The organism is Ramlibacter sp. P4_H7 (genome assembly GCF_056400765.1).
On the sequence record NZ_JBFUKP010000003.1, the window covers coordinates 262,772 to 275,267 of the forward strand.

Annotated in this window: 13 protein-coding genes; 6 read left to right on the forward strand and 7 right to left on the reverse strand. The window is 70.0% G+C overall.

The window, feature by feature from the left end; translation table 11 throughout:
• Complete coding sequence (locus AC1DSA_RS06430) at positions 1–522, reverse strand: MarR family winged helix-turn-helix transcriptional regulator (RefSeq protein ID WP_477887212.1); 522 nt, start codon at positions 520–522, stop codon at positions 1–3.
• Positions 523–641: 119 nt separating this feature from the next.
• Here AC1DSA_RS06430 and AC1DSA_RS06435 point away from each other — a divergent pair, with 119 nt between their 5' ends.
• Genes AC1DSA_RS06435 through AC1DSA_RS06455 form a run of 5 tightly spaced genes read left to right on the forward strand, consistent with a single transcriptional unit; the run spans position 642 to position 6,099 of the window.
• Positions 642–1,565: a tripartite tricarboxylate transporter substrate-binding protein gene (locus AC1DSA_RS06435; RefSeq protein WP_477887437.1), complete on the forward strand. Its 924-nt coding sequence runs from the start codon at positions 642–644 to the stop codon at positions 1,563–1,565.
• Between the two features lie 10 nt (positions 1,566–1,575).
• A complete protein-coding gene (locus AC1DSA_RS06440) occupies positions 1,576–2,529 on the forward strand; it encodes a Bug family tripartite tricarboxylate transporter substrate binding protein (RefSeq protein WP_477887214.1) in 954 nt (317 codons plus the stop codon).
• A complete protein-coding gene (locus tag AC1DSA_RS06445) occupies positions 2,529–3,854 on the forward strand; it encodes a sulfatase family protein (protein WP_477887216.1) in 1,326 nt (441 codons plus the stop codon). Before AC1DSA_RS06440 ends, AC1DSA_RS06445 begins: the two co-directional genes overlap by 1 nt.
• A gap of 10 nt (positions 3,855–3,864) precedes the next feature.
• Positions 3,865–5,517 (forward strand): SulP family inorganic anion transporter, encoded by a 1,653-nt coding sequence (locus tag AC1DSA_RS06450; protein ID WP_477887218.1) that lies wholly within the window; start codon positions 3,865–3,867, stop codon positions 5,515–5,517.
• A gap of 12 nt (positions 5,518–5,529) precedes the next feature.
• Entirely contained in the window at positions 5,530–6,099 is a 570-nt protein-coding gene (locus AC1DSA_RS06455; RefSeq protein WP_477887220.1) for a LuxR C-terminal-related transcriptional regulator, read from the forward strand.
• Position 6,100: 1 nt separating this feature from the next.
• Here AC1DSA_RS06455 and AC1DSA_RS06460 read toward each other — a convergent pair whose 3' ends face one another.
• Entirely contained in the window at positions 6,101–7,231 is a 1,131-nt protein-coding gene (locus AC1DSA_RS06460) for an ABC transporter substrate-binding protein (RefSeq protein WP_477887222.1), read from the reverse strand.
• 191 nt (positions 7,232–7,422) lie between these two features.
• Here AC1DSA_RS06460 and AC1DSA_RS06465 point away from each other — a divergent pair, with 191 nt between their 5' ends.
• Complete coding sequence (locus tag AC1DSA_RS06465) at positions 7,423–8,943, forward strand: class I adenylate-forming enzyme family protein (RefSeq protein WP_477887224.1); 1,521 nt, start codon at positions 7,423–7,425, stop codon at positions 8,941–8,943.
• Here the strand turns inward: AC1DSA_RS06465 and AC1DSA_RS06470 are convergent.
• The 5 genes from AC1DSA_RS06470 to folE all read right to left on the reverse strand — a co-directional run bounded on the left by AC1DSA_RS06470 (position 8,936) and on the right by folE (position 12,456).
• A complete protein-coding gene (locus AC1DSA_RS06470) occupies positions 8,936–10,024 on the reverse strand; it encodes a flavodoxin family protein (RefSeq protein WP_477887226.1) in 1,089 nt (362 codons plus the stop codon). The genes AC1DSA_RS06465 and AC1DSA_RS06470 overlap by 8 nt on opposite strands.
• 86 nt (positions 10,025–10,110) lie before the next feature.
• On the reverse strand, positions 10,111–10,476 hold the full coding sequence (locus AC1DSA_RS06475; protein WP_477887228.1) for a DUF2784 domain-containing protein: 366 nt from the start codon (positions 10,474–10,476) through the stop codon (positions 10,111–10,113).
• Between the two features lie 2 nt (positions 10,477–10,478).
• Complete coding sequence (locus tag AC1DSA_RS06480) at positions 10,479–11,285, reverse strand: DUF429 domain-containing protein (RefSeq protein ID WP_477887230.1); 807 nt, start codon at positions 11,283–11,285, stop codon at positions 10,479–10,481.
• A gap of 3 nt (positions 11,286–11,288) precedes the next feature.
• Positions 11,289–11,711 carry a BLUF domain-containing protein gene (locus AC1DSA_RS06485; RefSeq protein ID WP_477887232.1) on the reverse strand — a complete coding sequence of 141 codons (423 nt, stop codon included), beginning with the start codon at positions 11,709–11,711 and terminating at the stop codon, positions 11,289–11,291.
• 13 nt (positions 11,712–11,724) lie between these two features.
• Positions 11,725–12,456 carry a GTP cyclohydrolase I gene (gene folE / locus AC1DSA_RS06490; RefSeq protein WP_477887234.1) on the reverse strand — a complete coding sequence of 244 codons (732 nt, stop codon included), beginning with the start codon at positions 12,454–12,456 and terminating at the stop codon, positions 11,725–11,727.
• Positions 12,457–12,496 lie beyond the last annotated feature (40 nt).

Genomic DNA, 12,496 nt, shown 5'->3' on the forward strand with positions numbered 1-12,496 from the left:
TCAGCCCATCGCGAGCCGCGCCCGCGCGCCGCGGCGTCGGTCCGCCTTGGGCAGTTGCGCGGCCTGCACCATCGCATCGGCCTGCGCCTGCAGGGCGGCCAGCGTCACGTCGAGCTGGCGCACGTCGGCCGCCGCCAGCGGCGCCAGCAGCCCGCGGTTGATCTCGCACACCAGCGGAAACAGCGATGCATGCAGCGAGCGGCCCTTGTCGGTCAGCGCGATCCGCGCCTGCCGCCGGTCCGAGGGTCCGGCCTGCCTGCGCACCAGCTTCTTGGCCACCAGCGAGGAGACGGCCCGCGACGTGCGCGCGCGATCGAGCTGGATGCTGTCGGCCAGCTCGGAGGACAGCAGCTCCTGTTCCTGCGCCAGCCGCGCGATCACGCGCCATTCACGCCGGGTGATGCCGAAGCGTCCTTCGCACAGGCGGATCACCATGCTTCCGCCGACGGCCAGCAGGCGGCTGAGCTTGTACAGCAGCAGGTCGTCCAGGCCGGCCGGCTCGCGCAGGGTGGATGCAGGCATGCGGGTTTACGCGGGGAATGATTGATTTGAACAATTGATTGTGGGGCAACTAGAGTGAGTCCTGGCGGCGAACGAGCGGCCACTGGAGACCTTTCTTGAAACGACGAACCGCCACCGCCCTGCTCGCGTTCACGGCCTGCGGGCTGCGCGCCCAGGCGCCGGACACCCTGCGCATCGTCACGGGCTTCGCACCCGGCGGCGCCACCGATCGCGTCGCGCGCATCGTCGGCGAGAAGCTGCAGTCGCGGCTGGGCATGCCTGTCATCGTCGAGAACAAGACCGGCGCCGGCGGCCGGCTCGCGGCCCAGCAGGTGAAGGCGGCGGCGCCGGGCCAGCACGTGCTGATGGTCGCCAACCCGGCCGTGATGGTGGTGGCGCCGCTGGTCCTCAAGGACAACGGCTACGACCCGGACCGGGACTTCGTCGCGGTCTCGCACGTCAACGACTACGACTTCGCGGTGACCGTGGCGGGTGCCGTGCCGGTGCGCGAGCTCTCGCACCTCATCGCCTGGCTGCGCGCGAATCCAGGCCAGGCCAACTTCGGCGTGCCGGCCACCGGCAGCCTGCCGCACTTCGTCGCGCTGATGCTGGCGGAGAAGGCGGGGGTGAAGGCGCAGGTGGTGGGTTATCGCGGTTCGGCGCCGCTGATCACAGACCTGATCGGCGGGCAGGTCCCGGTGTCGGTCGACACGCTGGAGAGCGTGCTGCCGCAGCACGAGGCCGGCAAGGTGCGCATCCTCGCCAGCTCGGGCGCGACCCGCAACACCATCTCCCCGAACATCCCCACCTTCCGCGAGGCGGGTCTGCCGCTGGTGGCCACCGGCTGGAACGCCTTCTTCGCGCCGGCCAGCATGCCCGCCGCGGCCGTGCAGCGCTACGCCGCCGCCATCGCCGACGTGATGAAGGACCCGGACACGCAGCGCAAGTTTCTCGCCGCGCAGATGACGCCCGTGGTGTCCACGCAGGCGCAGACGCAGGCCATGCTCAAGGCGTACCGCGCGCAGTGGGCGCCGGTGGTGCAGAAATCGGGCTACCAGCCCTGACGGAGATCCGATGAAACGATTGCTCGCCGCGGCCGTGCTGGCTGCCTGCGCCTCCTCCTTCGCCCAGGCGCCGGCCTGGCCCAGCAAGCCGGTGAAGTTCGTCAACAACTTCCCCCCGGGCGGCCCCGCGGACCTGATCGCCCGCTCCGTCGCCGACGTGCTGCAGAAGCAGTTCAACCAGCCCTTCGTGGTGGAGAACAAGGCGGGCGCCGGCGGCAACATCGGCGCCGACGCCGTCGCCAAGGCCGCTCCCGATGGCTACACCGTGCTGTTCGGCATCGACAGCACCTTCACGGTGAACCCGCACATCTACAAGGGCATGCCCTTCAAGACCACGGACCTGCGGCCCGTGATGGTGATGGCCTCCTCCGGCCTTTTGGTGGGCGTGCATCCGTCCACCGGCTTCCGGACCATGAAGGATCTGGTCACCGCGGCGAAGGCCCATCCGGTCACCTTCAGCTCCGCCGGCAGCGGCAGCCCCGGCCACCTGGCGGCGGAAGTGTTCACCGAGGCGACCGGCGCGAAGATCACGCACGTGCCGTACAAGGGCAACACGCCCGCGGTCACGGCGGTGCTCGCCGGCGAGGTGAATGGCGGCGCGCTGGCCACGCCCGGCATGCTGCCGCACGTGAAGGCCGGCAAGATCACGCCGCTGGCCGTCACCAGCCGGCTGCGCTCGACACTGGCGCCGGAGATCCCGACGGTCGCCGAGGCCGGCCTGCCGCAACTCGAACAGGAAGTCCTGTACCTCGCGATGGTGCCCGCCGCCACGCCGGAACCCGTGGTGCAGGCGATCCAGAAGGCGATGACCGATGCCCTCGCCCGCGCCGACGTGCGCGCACGGCTGGACAACCTCGACCTCCACTACGAAGGCCTGGCCGGGGCCGCTGCCGGCAAGCGGCTGGCGGACCTGTCCGACCGCTACGGCAAGGTGATCCGCGTGACCGGCATGAAGGTGGAGTGATGGCCCAGCGTCCCAACGTCATCTTCATCGTCGCCGACGACCTCGGCTTCGCCGACCTGGGCTGCTACGGCGGCCGCGATGCGGACTTCGGTGCGGTGTCGCCGCAGCTGGATGCCCTGGCCGCCAACGGCATCCGCTTCACGCAGGGCTATTCGAACTCGCCCGTCTGCTCGCCCACGCGCTTCGCCTTGATGACGGCGCGCTACCAGTACCGGCTGCGCGGCGCGGCCGAGGAGCCGATCAACAGCAAGAGCCGCGGCAGCACCACGCTGGGCCTGCCGCCCGAGCATCCCACCGTGCCCTCGCTGCTGAAGCAGGCGGGCTACCGCACGGCGCTGATCGGCAAGTGGCACCTGGGCTACCCGCCCGCGTTCGGTCCGCTGCGCTCCGGCTACGACGAGTTCTTCGGCCCCATGTCCGGCGGCGTCGACTACTTCACCCACTGCAGCTCCAACGGCCAGCACGACCTGTGGTTCGGCGAGGAGGAGCGTGCGGAGGAGGGCTACCTCACCGACCTGATCTCGCACCGCGCGGTCGACTACATCGACCGCATGGTGGCGCAGGACCGCGCGGCGCCCTTCTTCCTGAGCCTGCACTACACCGCGCCGCACTGGCCCTGGGAGACGCGCGACGACGAGGCACTGGCGCAGGAGGTGAAGCAGAACCTGTTCCACCTGCACGGCGGCAACATCCAGACCTACCGCCGGATGATCCACCACATGGACGAAGGCATCGGCTGGGTGATGCAGGCCTTGCGCAAGCACGGGCTGGAACGCGACACGCTGGTGATCTTCACCAGCGACAACGGCGGCGAGCGCTTCTCGGACAACTGGCCGCTGGTGGGCGGCAAGATGGACCTCACCGAAGGCGGCATCCGCGTGCCCTGGATCGCGCACTGGCCCGCGCAGATCGCGCCCGGCCAGGTCAGCACGCAGCAGTGCATGACCATGGACTGGTCCACGACCGTGCTGGACGCCTGCGGCGCCGAGGCGGACCCTGCCTACCCGCTGGATGGCGTGTCGCTGCTGCCGGTGCTGCAGGAGCCGCAGCGCACCTTCGCGCGGCCGCTGCACTGGCGCATGAACCACCGCGGCCAGCGGGCGCTGCGCGACGGCGACTGGAAGTACCTGCGCGTGGACGGCCACGACTACCTGTTCAACATCCCGGCCGACGAACGCGAGCGCGCCAACCTCGCGGGCCGCGAGCCGGACCGGCTGGTGGCGCTGCGCGATGCCTGGGAGAGCTGGAACGCCACCATGCCTGCCATCCCGGAGGACGCGACGGTCAGCCTGGGTTACGGGGTGAAGGACATGCCGCAGCGGTAAGCTCGGGCGGATGTCCAAGCTGTCCCACTGGTTCCCGTTCCTGACCTGGCCGCGGCCGACGCGGCACTTGCTGCGTGGCGAGGCGATCGCGGCGCTCACCGTCGCGGTGGTGATGATTCCCCAGTCCGTGGCCTATGCAGGCCTGGCCGGGATGCCGCTGGTGACGGGCCTGTACGCGACCTTCCTGCCGGCCGTGGCGGCGGTGCTGTTCAGCGCCTCCACGCGGCTGTCGGTGGGTCCCTCGGCGCTGAGCAGCGTGCTGGTGGGCGCGTCGCTGGTCGGCATGGCGGAACCCACCAGCGCGAGCTGGGTGGCGCTGGCGGTCTGGCTCGCGCTGCTGGCCGGCGGGCTGCAGCTGCTGGTGGGGCTCACGCGCTCGGCGTGGGTGCTGAACCTGGTGACCTCGCCGGTGCTCACCGGCTTCAGCCAGGCCGCCGCACTGCTGATCATCGCTTCGCAGCTGCCGGCGCTGATCGGGCTCAAGGGCTCGCTCGGCCAGCTGCTGCACGGGCCGGACCTCGACCTGCAGGCCCTGGCCTACGGCATCGTGAGCCTCGTGGTGTTCGTGGGCGCCAAGCGCGTCGCGCCGCGCCTGCCCATCATGCTGATCGTGCTCGCGGCGGCAGGCGCCATCAGCTATTTCAGCGGCTACTCGCAGTCCGGCGCCGTGGTGGGCGCGCTGCCGCAGGGCCTGCCCGCACCGTACTGGCCCGGCTGGCCGGGCTGGGAGCAGTTTTCCACCCTGCTCGCCCCCGCGCTGGTGCTGGCGCTGGTGAGTTCGCTGGAGATGGCCGCCAGCGCCAAGATCGAGAGCCAGCGCGACGGCAAGCGCTGGGACGCGAACCAGGACCTCGTGGGCCAGGGGGTGGGCAAGCTCGCATCGGGCCTGTCGGGCGCGTTCGCCACCAGCACCTCGTTCTCGCGCTCCGCGCTGACCCTGTATTCCGGCGCGAAGACGGGCTGGGCCACGGTGATCGCCACCGGCTTCGTGCTGCTGGTGCTGCTGTTCCTGACGCCCGCGCTGTCGCACGTGCCGAAGGCGGTGCTCGCGGCCGTGGTGGTCGCGGCCGTGTCCAGCCTGTTCAAGCCGCGCACCTTCGTCGGGCTCTGGCAGATCGACCGCGTCGAGGCGGCCACCGCCGCCGTCACCTTCGCCGTGACCATCCTGACCGCGCCGCGCATCTACTGGGGCGTGCTCACCGGCGTGCTGATCGGCCTGGCCTATTTCCTGTACCTGCGCCTGCACCCGCGGATCATCGAGGTGGGCCTGCATCCGGACGGCAGCCTGCGCGACCGCCACCTGTGGAAGCTGCCTCCGCTGGCGCCGCACCTCTACGCGCTGCGCATGGACGCGGAGCTGGACTTTGCCTCCGCCACCGCGATGGAGCGGGCGATCGTCGAGCACCTCGCCCTGCATCCCGACGTGCGCCACGTGTGCCTGTTCGCCCAGCCGATCAACCGCATCGACGCTACCGGCGTGGAGATGTTCGGCCAGCTGCGCAAGCTGCTGGCCGAGCGCGGCATCACGCTGCACATCAGCGGCATCAAGCTGCCGGTGGAACGCGTGCTGCAGAAGGCGGGCGAGCTGCGGGAGAGCCCGCTGCTGAAGATGTACCGCACCGACGCCGACGCGCTGCAGGCGTTCTCCGCGCGCGGGGCCTAGCCGGATCGCACCATGCCGCAGTCCGACGCGAACCCGACGCTGGACGCGCTGCGCATCGCCTTCGAAATGGCGCCGGTCGGGATGTGCGTCACGCAGGAACGAGTGGTGGCGCTGTGCAATCCGGCCTTCGCCCAGATGTTCGGCTACGCGCCCGAGGAACTCGCGGGCCGGCCGCTCGCGCCGCTCTATCCGACCGAGGACGAGTACCACCAGATCGGCAAGGTGGGCCTGCCGGTCATGCGCGAACAGGGCACCTACGGCGACGAGCGCATCATGAAGCGGCGCGACGGCACGCTGTTCTGGTGCCACGTGGTGGGCCGGGCGCTGGACCGCAGCGCACCGTTCGCGCGGGCGGTCTGGATGTTCGAGGACATCTCGACGCGCCGGCGCGTGGCCGGCGACCTCACCGCGCGCGAACGCGAGATCGCGCAGCACCTGGTCACCGGCCGCACCAGCAAGCAGATCGCCAGGCTGCTGGACCTGAGCCCGCGCACGGTGGAGGCGCACCGCGGCCGCCTGATGCGCAAGCTGGGCGCCGCCAGCCACGGCGAGCTGGTCGCGCGCCTGGTCGGCGCGGGCTGAACTACTTGAGCAGCTTGCCGGAGCTGCCGATCACCGTCACCTCCACGTAGCGCGAACCCACGCGATTGTTCGGCGCGTAGCCCACGGTAATGCCGCCGAGGTCGAAGCCCGAGATGGACTCCAGCGCTTCCATCACCTTGGCCCGGTTGGGATTCGGCCCCGCCCGGCGCAGTCCCTCCACCAGCACCTTGGCGCCCAGGAACTCCTCGAAGCTGGTGTAGTTGATCTCCTGGTCCGGTGCGTGGCGCTTCAGGAGTTCCTGGTACTCGCGCACGGCAGGCAGCCGCGGCGTGTAGGGGTACGGAACCACCTGGCTGATGCCCAGTCCGTGCGCATTCTTCAGCCCGGCGATGCGCACGATCTCGGCGGGATCGACCACCGAGATGTTGTACAGCTGGGCGCCGCCGCCCAGCTCGCGAAAGCGCCTTGCGAAGGCCGCGGTCGACTTGTTCACCGAGATCATGATCACGGCCTGCGCGTCCGACGCCTTGATGCGCTGCGCCGCGTCCTCCACCTTGTCGGTGTTGCGCTCGTAGCCGGCCGCCACGGACAGCGGCAGCTTGCGGCGCGCCAGCGCCTGGCGCACGCCTTCGAGCCCGGCCTGGCCGAAGCCGTCGTCCTGGTACATCACCGCGATGCGGTTCAGGCCCAGCGTCGTGGCCTGCTGGACCATGTGCTCGGTCTCGTCGGCATAGCCGGCGCGCAGGTGGAAGATCCACGGATTGAAGGGATTGCGCAGCACCTCGCCGCCCGTGTAGGGCGCCACCAGCGCCGCCCCGCCCTGCTCCAGCACCTTTTCCGAAAGCAGCTTGCCGATGTTGGCCGTGCCCGCGAAGCCGAACAGCGCCAGCAGTTCGGGCCGCGCCAGCAGCTCGCGCGTCTGGCGTACGGTTTCGTCCACCTTGTAGCCGTCATCGACCACCACGTGCTGGATGGCCCGGCCGTGGATGCCGCCCCTGGCGTTCACGTGCTCGAAGTAGATCCGCCCGCCCAGCACCATCTGGGCCCCCGTGCTGGCCAGCAGGCCGGACAACGGGGCGACCTGGCCGATGACCAGGTCGGGGGTGCGGGCGCGCACGGTCGGCAGCGCGAGCGCCGACCCCAGCGCCAGCGCGAAGCTGCGTCTTTTCATGCTGTCTCCACAACGACGTGGCCACTCAAAACGGCGGCCATCGGCGCGCGAGGTTAAGGCCGACACCCTAAGCTGCAACGGGGAGAACCCATTACGTAGAGTTACCTGCCCCCCGGCCGGCCAGCGTGTTTCTACGCTCTTGGCCGCCGCCCGCGCCACGGCTATCTTGGGCGCCTATCCCGGAGCGACACATGAACCTGGCGAACACGCTGCGCCGCATCGCGCTGGCCGACCCCGACCGGCCGGCCCTGTACGAAGGCAACCGCCTGCGCTGCAGCTACGGCGAACTGGCAGCGCGCACGGCGCGCATCGCTGGCGCCCTGCGCGCGCAGGGCCTGGCACGGGGAGACCGGGTGCTGCTGTTCATGCGCAACCATCCCGCCTACCTGGAGCTGATGTACGCCTGCTGGTGGGCCGGCCTGGTGGTCGTTCCGGCCAACGCCAAGCTGCACCTGCGGGAAGCCCAATGGATCGCGGAGCACGCGCAGGCCCGCTGGGCCTTCGTCACCGCCGACGTCGGCGCCGGCCTGCAGGTGCCGGGGCGCTGCATCGACGTGGAGACGCCCGCGTACGAGGAACTCCTGGGCGGTACGCCAGCGGAGCTCGCTGCGCGCGCGCCCACCGACCTGGCCTGGCTGTTCTACACCAGCGGCACCACCGGCAAGCCCAAGGGCGTGATGCTCACGCACCGCAACCTGATGACCATGGGCCTCACCTACTTCATCGACGTGGATGCGATCGACGCCCGCGATGCGATCGTCTACGGCCCGCCGATGTCGCACGGCGCCGGCATCTACGCGATCCCCCACGTGATGGCGGGCGCGCGCCACGTGGTGCCGGCTTCCGGCGGTTTCGATCCGGAGGAGATCTTCGGACTCGCGCGCACCCTGGGCCGCGTGAACATGTTCGCGGCGCCGACGGTGGTCAAGCGCCTGGTCGACCACGCGGAAACGCACGGGCTCGACGGCGAAGGCTTCAAGACCATCGTGTACGGCGGCGCGCCGATGTACGCCGAAGACATCAAGCGCGCCCTGCGTGTGCTGGGGCCGCGCTTCGTGCAGATCTACGGCCAGGGCGAGACGCCGATGGTTGCCACGGCGCTGTCCCGTGCGCAGCTGCTCGACACGGGACATCCGCGCCATGCGCAGCGCCTCGCTTCGGTCGGCGTGGCGCAGACGCCGGTGGAAGTGCGCGTGAGCGACGAAGAAGGCAAAGACCTGCCGATCGGCGAAGTGGGCGAGGTGCTGGTGCGCGGCGACACGGTGATGGCCGGCTATTGGCAGGACCCGGCCGCGACGGCCGCCGCGCTGCGCGAGGGCTGGCTGTTCACCGGCGACATGGGCAGCCTGGACGCCGACGGCTTCCTCACGCTGAAGGACCGCAGCAAGGACCTGGTCATCAGCGGCGGCTCCAACATCTACCCGCGCGAGGTCGAGGAGGTGCTGCTGCTCACGCCCGGCGTCGCCGAGGTGTCGGTGGTGGGCGCCCCCGACCCCGAATGGGGCGAGGTGGTGGTGGCCTTCGTCGTTCCGCAGCCGGGCCGCACCGTCACCGTCGCCGACCTGGATGCCGTGTGCCTGCAGCACATCGCCCGTTTCAAACGGCCGAAGCGCTACGAGATCGTCGAGGCGCTGCCCAAGAACAACTACGGCAAGGTGCTGAAGACCGAGCTGCGCGCGCGGCTGAAGCAGGGCCGGGGCGACGCTACTTAGGCCGCGGCGGACGCAGCCCGCTGCCCGGTGCGCTCAGTGCGCCCCGGCGCAACTGCGCCACCGCTTCCAGCAGCGCACGCGCGACGTTGCGCACCTCTTCCTGCACGCCGGTGTCGCGGTCCAGTTCGGCGTGGCTGGTGGCATAGGGTTGGTAGTAGCCGATGTAGCGGTCCAGCCGCGCGCCCGGACCGGCGTCGACCAGCCCCATCCAGTCCAGCCAGTCGCACGTGGCACGGCGCGTGCCTTCGATGCCGGCCACATCGCCGTGCACCACCACGCCGTAGGTGCGCCCCGCGAGGTGCTTGGGATAATCCCAGCCCGCCAGCTCGATTTCCTTCGCCTTCTTCGCGTCCTTGCCGCTCGTACGGGTGGGGTCGGGATTGCCGCCGTCGGCGCAGACCAGCCGGTCCATCATCAGCTTGAGCGGGCTGCTGACCTGGTACCAGTGCGTGGGCGTCACCAGCAGCACGCCGTGCGCCGACACCCAGCGCTCGTAGATCTCGGCCATCCAGTCGCCCACCTGCCCGGTGGCGTGGTTGGGATAGCAGCTGCACGGCCAGTGGCACAGCGGCATGGCGGTGGACACGCAGCCCTTGCAGGGATGGATGTGGCGGCGGTAGTCGGAGGTGAGCAGGCTCAGGTCCAGCAGGTCGGTCCCGACGCCGCCGCCATCCAGGACGTCGTGCGCGATCTTGGCCAGGCGGAAGGTCTTGGACATCTCGCCGGGACAGGATCCGTCGTTGCGGCTCGCGCAGGCGACCACCAGCACGCGCGAGGGCGCGGCTGGCTCGCTCCAGCGCGCCTGCGCCAGCCGCAGGCGCTCGCGCGTGGCGTACCACTCGACCGACAGGTCGTAGTCGGGATCCTGGAACTCCGGCCCGGCCTTGCGCGTGACCGGGGCCTTGCGTCCTTCGCGGTAGGCGTCCCAGGCGATCGCCTCCAGCCGGGTGAGCGCGTCCTGCTCGGCGCGGTAGGCGGGGTCCGTGAACTGCGCGAGGAAGCGTTCGCGGAACACTTCGCGCGGGTGCAGTCCGGGCCACTGGCCCTTGCGCACCTCGGGTCCGGCTGCGTCATCGGCCATGGCAATCTCCGGAGGATGGGGGAATGCGAAAGGCTAGCCCAAAGCCCGTTCGCGCGGGGCCGTTTGCCACGGCCGCGCTGCCTGGCTCAACCGCGCCGGCGCCGGCGCCAGACGAAGAAATAGGCGAACGCATTGAACGCAACCAGTCCCGCGCCCAGCACGGACTGGACCGTGCGGGTGAGCTCTTCCGGATAGAGCATCGGCAGCAGGTAGTGCTCGACGAAGCCGCCCGGATAACCCGCCAGGCCGCCAGCCGCGCGCAGTGCGTTTTCCAGCGGCGTCAGCGGGCAGATCGTTCCGCTGAATTCCACGAACGCGGCCCAGGCCAGCGCCGGCAGGTGCACCAGCGGCATCCAGCGCCAGCGCAGCGCGAGCAGGCCGCCGGCGACGGCGAAGGCGATGAAGGCCAGGTGCAGGACCAGGACCGCATCGGCGAGAACGCGCGACAGCATGGTCAGGCGCTGACGATCCAGCCTTCCAGCGGATCGACGTCCGCCGGCAGCCCGTAGCGCGGTGCGCCGTGCTGCGCGGCCCAGGCCGCCTGCACCAGGCACAGCACGGCGTCGAGGCTGTCGCCGCTGGCGTCGCCCGCCAGCGTGTCGTGTTGCGCATGCGTGAGCTTCAGCCGCAGGCCCAGCCGGGTGCGGCCCTGCTCGAGCGCCGTGAGCAGGTCCTTGCGCGCGATCAGGCGGTCGGGCGTCTGCTTCGCCTTTTCGTCGCTCTTGTAGCTGCGCCGCCCGATCAGCTCGCGCGCGAGCAACCCCGGATACGCCTCCAGCGCCACCCGTTGCGGGTCGCCTTCGTGCAGGCCCGGGATGTGCACGCCGGCCTCCAGCAGCAGCGGCACGGCCGCATGGAGCATGTAGGCCACCGGCGGATTCACCCACTTCATCGAGGGGCTGGAGCCGGCGAGCTTGTCGAAGCGCCGGTGCGCGAACTTGGAGCCCGCGGGGCGCGCCGCGCAGTAGGCCGCGAAGGTCTCGCGGATCTGCGGCCGCGTGAGGCCGGCGTAATGCCGCATGCACTCGCGCCAGCCAGTCGGCCAGCCGAGGTGCTCCACCAGTTCACGCGGCAGGCCGAAAGGGAAGTCGAAGCCGCCGATCCAGGCGTGCGGCGCGCGCAGCCAGTCAGCGAAGCCCGCCAGCGTTTCGATGCGCTCCAGGCGCGCCAGCTGCACGCGTCCAGCGGCCGCCTGGCCGATGGCCAGCAGGATGGGTTTGCGCCGGGTGGGCGCGCTGGAGAAATCGCAGCCGACCAGCACCGGCTAGCTGCGGCCGCAGATCGCGGCGGTGGCCGCCAGGTCCTCCAGCAGCGCCAGCGACACCTTGCCCGAGACCGCGTACGGGTCGAGTTCGGGCTTCTCGGAGTACTTCAGCAGCACCGAGTGGTTCAGCTTGGAGACGTTCACCTGGCCCATGCTCCAGCCACTGAAACGGCGCTCGAAGATTTCCTCGAAGTGCAGCAGCGCGACGTCCTTGTGGCGGGCGTCCTGCTGGATCGTGCCGTACAGCTCGCTCACCTGCATGCGGCCGCCTTCGATGCACTGCAGGAAGATGCCGTCGCCGTAGCACAGGATGCCGGTCACGCCGGACAGCGCGTTGTGCTGGCGCGAGGTGGTCAGGATGGACTCGATCGCGGCGGGGCTCGTGTCGACGGAGCGGCTGCAATAGAGAAGACGAACCAGCATGTCTTCGGCCCCTTCAATCCTTGTGCGGAATCAGCGCGAGGAATTCGCGGCGCAGCGTGGAGTCCTTCAGGAAGGCGCCGCGCATCACCGAGTTGATCATCTTGCTGTCCAGGTCCTTGACCCCGCGCCAGGCCATGCAGTAGTGCTTGGCTTCCATGACGAGGGCCAGGCCGTCCGGCTGCGTCTTTTCCATGATGAGGTCGGCCAGCTGCACCACGGCCTCTTCCTGGATCTGCGGCCGGCCCATGATCCATTCGGCCAGCCGCGCGTACTTGGACAGGCCGATCACGTTGGTGTGCTCGTTGGGCATCACGCCGATCCACAGCTTGCCGATCACCGGGCACAGGTGGTGGCTGCAGGCCGAGCGCACCGTGATCGGGCCGACGATCATCAGCTCGTTCAGGTGCTCGGCGTTCGGGAACTCGGTGATCGTGGGCGCAGCGACATAGCGGCCGCGGAACACCTCGTTCAGGTACATCTTGGCCACGCGCCGGGCGGTGTCGCCGGTGTTGTGGTCGCTGGTGGTGTCGATCACCATGCTGTCCAGCACGCCCTGCATCTTGTGCGTGACTTCCTCGAGCAGCGCCTCGAGCTCGCCGGGCTGGATGAAATCGGCGATGTTGTCGTTGGAGTGGAAGCGCTTGCGCGCCGCCTGGACGCGCTCGCGGATCTTCACCGACATGGGCACGCCCTCGCCGGGTTCGGCCGGGGTGAGCTGGCTGGACGGATCGGCTTTCATCAACATGGTCAACTGTATCAGAGGGGGTGGAGATGCTGCATAGACG

Coding starts and splice junctions, on each gene's coding strand:
- AC1DSA_RS06460 (WP_477887222.1), bottom strand. CDS start 7,231: ATGAAAAGACGCAGCTTCGCGCTGGCGCTGGGGTCGGCGCTCGCGCTG.
- AC1DSA_RS06445 (WP_477887216.1), top strand. CDS start 2,529: ATGGCCCAGCGTCCCAACGTCATCTTCATCGTCGCCGACGACCTCGGC.
- AC1DSA_RS06440 (WP_477887214.1), top strand. CDS start 1,576: ATGAAACGATTGCTCGCCGCGGCCGTGCTGGCTGCCTGCGCCTCCTCC.
- AC1DSA_RS06450 (WP_477887218.1), top strand. CDS start 3,865: ATGTCCAAGCTGTCCCACTGGTTCCCGTTCCTGACCTGGCCGCGGCCG.
- AC1DSA_RS06455 (WP_477887220.1), top strand. CDS start 5,530: ATGCCGCAGTCCGACGCGAACCCGACGCTGGACGCGCTGCGCATCGCC.
- AC1DSA_RS06475 (WP_477887228.1), bottom strand. CDS start 10,476: ATGCTGTCGCGCGTTCTCGCCGATGCGGTCCTGGTCCTGCACCTGGCC.
- AC1DSA_RS06470 (WP_477887226.1), bottom strand. CDS start 10,024: ATGGCCGATGACGCAGCCGGACCCGAGGTGCGCAAGGGCCAGTGGCCC.
- AC1DSA_RS06430 (WP_477887212.1), bottom strand. CDS start 522: ATGCCTGCATCCACCCTGCGCGAGCCGGCCGGCCTGGACGACCTGCTG.
- folE (WP_477887234.1), bottom strand. CDS start 12,456: ATGTTGATGAAAGCCGATCCGTCCAGCCAGCTCACCCCGGCCGAACCC.
- AC1DSA_RS06465 (WP_477887224.1), top strand. CDS start 7,423: ATGAACCTGGCGAACACGCTGCGCCGCATCGCGCTGGCCGACCCCGAC.
- AC1DSA_RS06485 (WP_477887232.1), bottom strand. CDS start 11,711: ATGCTGGTTCGTCTTCTCTATTGCAGCCGCTCCGTCGACACGAGCCCC.